Origin of the sequence: Enterococcus sp. 3H8_DIV0648 (assembly GCF_002140655.1) — a bacterium.
GTDB lineage: Bacteria > Bacillota > Bacilli > Lactobacillales > Enterococcaceae > Enterococcus_A > Enterococcus_A hulanensis.
Window position 1 is genome coordinate 348,321 of record NZ_NGLG01000001.1, and the last position, 6,210, is coordinate 354,530.

At 42.6% G+C, this 6,210-nt stretch carries 8 protein-coding genes; all 8 read left to right on the top strand.

Going from position 1 to position 6,210, the window contains the following annotated elements; all coding sequences use genetic code 11:
- Window positions 1-9: 9 nt before the first annotated feature.
- Window positions 10-294 carry a BMC domain-containing protein gene (locus A5875_RS01635; protein WP_088932000.1) on the top strand — a complete coding sequence of 95 codons (285 nt, stop codon included), beginning with the start codon at window positions 10-12 and terminating at the stop codon, window positions 292-294.
- Window positions 287-919, top strand: coding sequence for a phosphate propanoyltransferase (gene pduL, locus A5875_RS01640; RefSeq protein WP_088932001.1), 633 nt, complete (start codon window positions 287-289; stop codon window positions 917-919). The genes A5875_RS01635 and pduL overlap by 8 nt, the downstream gene beginning before the upstream one ends.
- Window positions 920-934: 15 nt before the next feature.
- Window positions 935-1,774, top strand: a complete 840-nt coding sequence (eutJ, locus tag A5875_RS01645; RefSeq protein WP_088932002.1) for an ethanolamine utilization protein EutJ — start codon at window positions 935-937, stop codon at window positions 1,772-1,774.
- A gap of 70 nt (window positions 1,775-1,844) precedes the next feature.
- Entirely contained in the window at window positions 1,845-2,339 is a 495-nt protein-coding gene (gene pduM / locus A5875_RS01650) for a PduM family microcompartment protein (protein WP_137665209.1), read from the top strand.
- Window positions 2,333-2,596: a EutN/CcmL family microcompartment protein gene (locus A5875_RS01655; RefSeq protein ID WP_088932003.1), complete on the top strand. Its 264-nt coding sequence runs from the start codon at window positions 2,333-2,335 to the stop codon at window positions 2,594-2,596. The genes pduM and A5875_RS01655 overlap by 7 nt, the downstream gene beginning before the upstream one ends.
- A 17-nt stretch (window positions 2,597-2,613) precedes the next feature.
- Entirely contained in the window at window positions 2,614-3,606 is a 993-nt protein-coding gene (locus A5875_RS01660; RefSeq protein WP_088932004.1) for a cob(I)yrinic acid a,c-diamide adenosyltransferase, read from the top strand.
- A 1-nt stretch (window position 3,607) separates the two neighbouring features.
- Window positions 3,608-4,993 carry an aldehyde dehydrogenase family protein gene (locus A5875_RS01665; RefSeq protein WP_088932005.1) on the top strand — a complete coding sequence of 462 codons (1,386 nt, stop codon included), beginning with the start codon at window positions 3,608-3,610 and terminating at the stop codon, window positions 4,991-4,993.
- A gap of 15 nt (window positions 4,994-5,008) precedes the next feature.
- A complete protein-coding gene (locus A5875_RS01670; RefSeq protein ID WP_088932006.1) occupies window positions 5,009-6,127 on the top strand; it encodes a 1-propanol dehydrogenase PduQ in 1,119 nt (372 codons plus the stop codon).
- The last annotated feature ends 83 nt before the right edge of the window (window positions 6,128-6,210 follow it).

The window sequence follows — 6,210 nt, forward strand, 5'->3', positions numbered from 1 at the left end:
GGAATAGACATGAATGATGCATTAGGAATGATTGAAACAAAAGGGCTCGTTGGTGCTGTGGAAGCAGCCGATGCGATGGTCAAAGCAGCGAATGTCACACTAGTTGGAACTGAAAAAATTGGTTCAGGACTAGTTACGGTTATGGTTCGCGGCGATGTTGGTGCAGTCAAAGCAGCAGTAGATGCAGGAAGCGCGGCTGCTGAAAAAGTGGGAGAAGTGGTTTCCGTTCACGTAATCCCAAGACCACATCACGATGTTGACGAAATTTTAGTACCCAAAGTAGGCAATGAATAATTACAGCATTGAGGAAATTAGAAAAATTGTTCGTGAAGTGTTATTGGAGATGCAGGCAGAAACATTTCCAATCGGCATCTCTAACCGACACATACATTTAACGGAAGAACATTTTAATATTCTATTTCCAAATGAATCGATCGAACCCTTGAAGCCTTTGAAGCAGCCGGGAGAATTTGCCTCAAAGCAAACGGTGAGCTTAGTTGGGCCAAAAGGTGAGATCAAAAAGGTGCGTATTTTAGGCCCGCTACGGAAGCATTCGCAAGTGGAGATTTCAAAAACCGACGCACGGAATTTAGGTGTGCAGCCGCCGATCCGTTTATCCGGTCATTTAGCTGATGCTGTCGAAATCATGATTCGCAGTGAGGCGGCAGAGTTGACGATTCCTGCTGCGATCGTGGCAAAACGCCATATCCATTTGAACTATCAGGACATGGAGCGTTTGAATTTAAAAGAAGGTCAAGTTGTTTCGGTAGAAATTTTCGAAGGTACGCGGCGCTGTATTTTTCATGATGTTGAATTGCGTCCCGGAAAGAATTTCGTTTTAGAAATGCATGTGGATACAGATGAAGCGAATGGTGCAGACATTCAGCCAAATACACGAGGACGGATTATCAGAGAATAGTCCAAAGGAGGAAGTATGGAATCAATCGAAAAAGCCAATCAATTATTAACATCTTTTCATGAACTTGTGAACACAAAGCAAGCACAGGAATTTAATCCTGAAGATGGCTATAAAGTTGGGGTCGATTTGGGTACTTCCTCTATTGTATTGGTTGTTTTAGATGGAAAGAATCGACCAATCTTTGGCGCTTTTGAGTATGCGGATGTGATTCGCGATGGACTGGTCGTTGATTATCAACAATCCGTTCAAATCGTTAATCGTTTGCGTGCTGAAGCAGAAGAGACGCTGGGATTTCCTTTAAAGGCTGCATCAGGGGCTATTCCACCGGGAACGGTTGGAAACAATAAACGAGTGGTAGCGAATGTCATTGAAAGTGCGAATATGTTGGCAGATCAACTAGTCGATGAACCAACAGCAGCCGCTTTAGTTCTGGATGTAGACGAAGGAGCTGTCGTGGATGTTGGCGGCGGAACGACTGGTATCAGTATTTTTGAGAAGGGTCAGCCGATCATTGTCGAAGATGAACCTACCGGCGGAACGCATATGACATTAGTGATTGCCGGAAATAATAAAATTTCCATCGAAGAAGCTGAACAAATCAAACGAGATCCAGCACGTGATCGAGAGAATTTTATTATTTGCCGCCCAGTGATTCAACGAATGGCAAACATTACTGCCAATGTATTGAAAAAGCATCCAACTGACCCTATCTATGTGGTTGGCGGTGCTTCGTATCTCACTGAATTTGAAAAAGAATTCTCCAATTATTTGGAGCAAAAGGTTTATAAACCGAAATATCCTCAATTTGTAACGCCAATTGGAATCGCGATGTCTTCCATTCCAATCATTGACTGATCGTGTGGCTGGACAACAGTGTTCCAATTGAATAGTAACTATATCTGCAATAAGAATTGGGAGTAAGAATATGGACGAGTTAGTTGAGCGTATTATTTCAATCATCAATCAGCGTGAACAAAATACCTTATTTCTTTCTTGTCATACGCCTTCCCATATTAATCAAGGAATTAGAGGTTTTTTATACAATAAGCATATTCATTTGACCGAGGTAGATATCCTATTTTTAGAGCGGTTCATAAAAAAAGACGATCAAGACCCTTTAGTGAAATGGCTGTATCAAAGCTATGACTATGATTGTTGTCTGACCTTTGAACTGGCTTTTTCAAACACGGATTTGATTCCAAATGAATTATTCAACGAGTGCAGTGTGAAATTGCTTAACAATCAAGGAAAACAATATTTTCGATTTTCTAACAAAGTCATCACTTACCAGCAAATAGCTATGCTGACGCAGGAGGATATTTTATTACTGGCCTCTAAGCAATTAGTTACGGACTTGGCAAGAGAGCGCTTAAAGGAAAAGAAAGTCATTGTTGTAGAAAGGAGTTCAACCCTATGCTGATGGCAAAAGTAGTTGGGAGTGTAGTTTCGACCCAGAAGGATGAATCATTAGTAGGAAAGAAATTAATGATCATTCAACCGATTAACTCTGAGCAACAGGATATTCGCTTCCAACAGGTGGCGGCGGATACAGTAGGGGCTGGTATTGGGGATTACGTCTTATTGACCAGTGGTTCTTCTGCCAGAAAACTGTTTTCGACTTCTTCAGATGCTGTTGATTATGCAATCGTTGGAATTATTGACACGTTTGATTTTTAGGGAGCTGAGGAAAGTATATGGCGATTTATACGAAAACGGGAGATAAAGGAACAACGAGCCTTTTTGATGGAACAAGGGTAAAAAAATCAGATCTGCGAGTCGATACTTACGGGACATTTGATGAATGTTGCGCACAAGTCAGTGTCGCTCAGAAGCTAGCTAAGGATTCTGAAACGATTCAGCATTTGGAGTGGGTTCAGCAAAAGCTGTTCCGATTGAATGCAGAAATTGCGACGGAAAAGGATCTCACCAAGCTGGAGGCAAAGAGCACATTGATTGCATCAAGCGATATTCAGCAAATGGAGGAATGGATCGATCAATACACCAAACGCTTGCCTGAATTGCATAGTTTCATTTTACCGGGTCAGACGCTCTCAGCAGCTCAACTGCACGTGGCGCGAGCTATTTGTCGGCGAGGGGAGCGGCTACTGACAGCTTTATCGGAAACAGTAGAGGTACGAGAAGACGTGCGAAAATTTGTTAATCGGTTATCCGATTGTCTGTATATTTTTGCGCGGATGGAGGACCAAGCCGAAACCGAAAAAAAGCTGGTGGATGAGATTTTACAGCGTTACCTTGAACAAAGCGGCACTCAAATGCCAAGCAGCCGATTGGTCAAGCATCATAAAATCTTTCAAGCCTGTGAAGAACAGGCAGAGATGATGGGTGTTCCTGTTTCAATGGCATTGGTTGATGAAACAGGCAGCCTAGTAAGTTTTTATCGAATGTCAGGCGCTCTGCTAGTCAGTGAAGCTTTGGCTCAGAAAAAGGCCTATTCGGCTGTCGCGATGAAAGCCAATACTCATGAATTGAAGGAGCTGATTCAACCAGCTGGCGATCTTTATCAATTAGAGACTCTAACTGATGGACAGGTCGTTACTTTTGGCGGAGGCTTTGTGATCAAAGATTCGATGGGTGAAATTATCGGCGGCTTAGGTATCAGCGGCGGTGCAGTTGAAGAAGATATGGCGATCGCTCAAAAAGGTTTAGAGAAGTTGAAGGAGATTTGATATGCGTGAAGAAGAAATAAAAGAACTGATCGTAAAAATTCTTCAAGAAGCTCAAACAACAACCTCTCCAGCGAAGGAATTTGGTGTTTTTGAGACCGTTGAAGAAGCGATTCATGCGGCGAAATTTGCCCAAGAATGTTACGAAAATCAAACCTTAGAAATAAGAAGAAAAGTGATTGACGCGATTCGTTGCGGGATGAGACCGCATATTGAAAAGATCGCCTGCGATACATTAGAAGAAACTGGAATGGGACGGTATGAAGACAAGCTGCAAAAACTCCAACTAGTTTTAGATAAGACACCCGGTGTTGAAGATTTACACACGGAAGCTTTAACCGGTGACAATGGGATGACCTTGTATGAGCTATCTCCTTATGGTGTTGTTGGAGCGGTTACTCCAAGTACCAATCCGGCTGAAACGTTGATTTGTAATTCGATCGGTATGCTGGCGGCTGGAAACGCAATTTATTTCAGTGTCCATCCGGGAGCGAAGAAAATTTCCCGCTGGGTCGTAAGCAAAATGAATGAGCTGGTTTATGAAGCTTGCGGGATTCAAAATCTGATCGTAACAATTGCGGAGCCTTCGATCGAAGCGGCTCAAGAAATGATGGTTCATCCAGATGTTCCGCTGTTGGCGATCACAGGTGGACCGGGAGTTGTACGGCAAGCATTGAAAAGCGGGAAGAAAGTTATCGCAGCAGGTGAAGGGAATCCGCCATCACTTGTTGATGAGACCGCAAATGTTGAAAAAGCAGCGAAGGATATCGTGATCGGTGCTTCATTTGACAACAATATTTTGTGTACTGCTGAAAAAAGTGTCGTGGTCGTTGAACAAGTTGCCGACTATTTGATTCTTCAGATGGAAAAAAGCGGTGCATATCTAGTTCAAGATGAAGCCATTATTCAAAAAATGGTGGACATGACGATCATGGAAAATGGGGCGCCGAGCCGGAAATTTATTGGGAAGGATGCCAACTATATTTTAGCTGAGGCAGGTATCAAGGTAGATTTTGATGTGCGGGTCATCATTTTACGGACAGATAAGATTCATCCTTTCGTTGTGAAGGAGATGCTGATGCCGATTCTACCGATCGTTACGGTGAAAGATTTTGATGAAGGGTTAGCGACTGCGTTGCAGATTGAAAATCGCCGCCATCACACGGCGACAATGCATTCACAAAATGTTGGTCGGATGAATCTTGCGGCTAAGAAATTCCAAACATCGATCTTTGTTAAAAACGGGTCATCATTTGCCGGTTTAGGTTTTGGCGGCGAAGGACCGACAACGTTTACGATCGCAACACCGACGGGAGAGTGTACGACATCAGCTCGTGATTTTGCTCGGAAACGTCGTTGTGTGCTGACGGATGGATTTTCAATTCGCTAGAGGGGAGGATTCTTTTTGAAAAAATGGTCAATGAAACCAGAAATTTATTCTGGTTTTGCCAGTCTGGAACGGCTGCAGCAGTTTGAAAAAGAGAACCTCTGTTTCGTATGCGATCCTTATTTAGCGGAATCCGACAGCTTAAAAAGAATTTTAGGCTATGTGAAGCGGACAAACAGTGTCGAAATTTTTTCTGATATTATCCCAGATCCTCCGATCGAGACCGTGGTAGAAGGAATCGAAAGAATGACGAAAATTCAACCAACTGTGGTGATCGCAGTTGGTGGAGGATCTGCGATCGATACAGCTAAGGCGATGCTGTTCTTCTACAAACGAACAACAGGCAATAAGGTAAAAAGATTTGTTGCCATACCAACAACAAGCGGTACTGGATCGGAAGTAACCAGCGCCTCTGTTATAACAGACACGCAAAACAAAATAAAGTATCCGATTTTTCATGAAGCCATTATTCCGCATGAGGCGATCTTAGATGCGAGTCTAGTGATGTCTAGTCCGCCATCGGTTACGGCCTTCAGCGGTTTGGATGTTTTGACTCATGCGATAGAATCACTAGCTTCAGTAAATCGGACAAATTATACGAACGCTTTGGCAGAAAAAGCGACAGAATTGGTTTTTCAATATTTACCGACTTGTGTAAATCAAGGAATGGAGCTAGATGCTCGAATTCAAATGCATGAGGCATCAACGCTAGCTGGTTTAGCATTTGACGCAGCTGGATTAGGTGTTTGTCATGCAATCGCGCATCAAGTAGGCGCAAACTTTAAAGTTCCTCACGGATTAGCCAATTCGATGCTGCTTCCATATGTCATAGAAGCAAACAGTAAGAATAAAGAGACAAGAAAGAATTATGCGAGAATCTCACGCAAATTGGGTATTTGTCCACCGAGTTTGCCGGATCATTTAGCTGTTTCAAATCTTTCTCAAGCTGTCCAGCAATTAGCGATCGAATGTAAGGCGCCGATTAAATTGAATAGCTTTGGTGTTCAAGAAGAAGCGGCATTGTCCGCTGAGGATGTCATCGCAAACAACGCATTAAATGATACAACATTCAAGACCAATCCAATTCAGTTTACGGCAGAAGAAATTAAAGAAATTTATCGCAAAATCATTAAATAGTGACAAACGATATGAAAATCAAACTTATTTTTCTACCAGAAAAATAAATACATTAATAAGAATAAGGATGTCAGTTCCTCTTT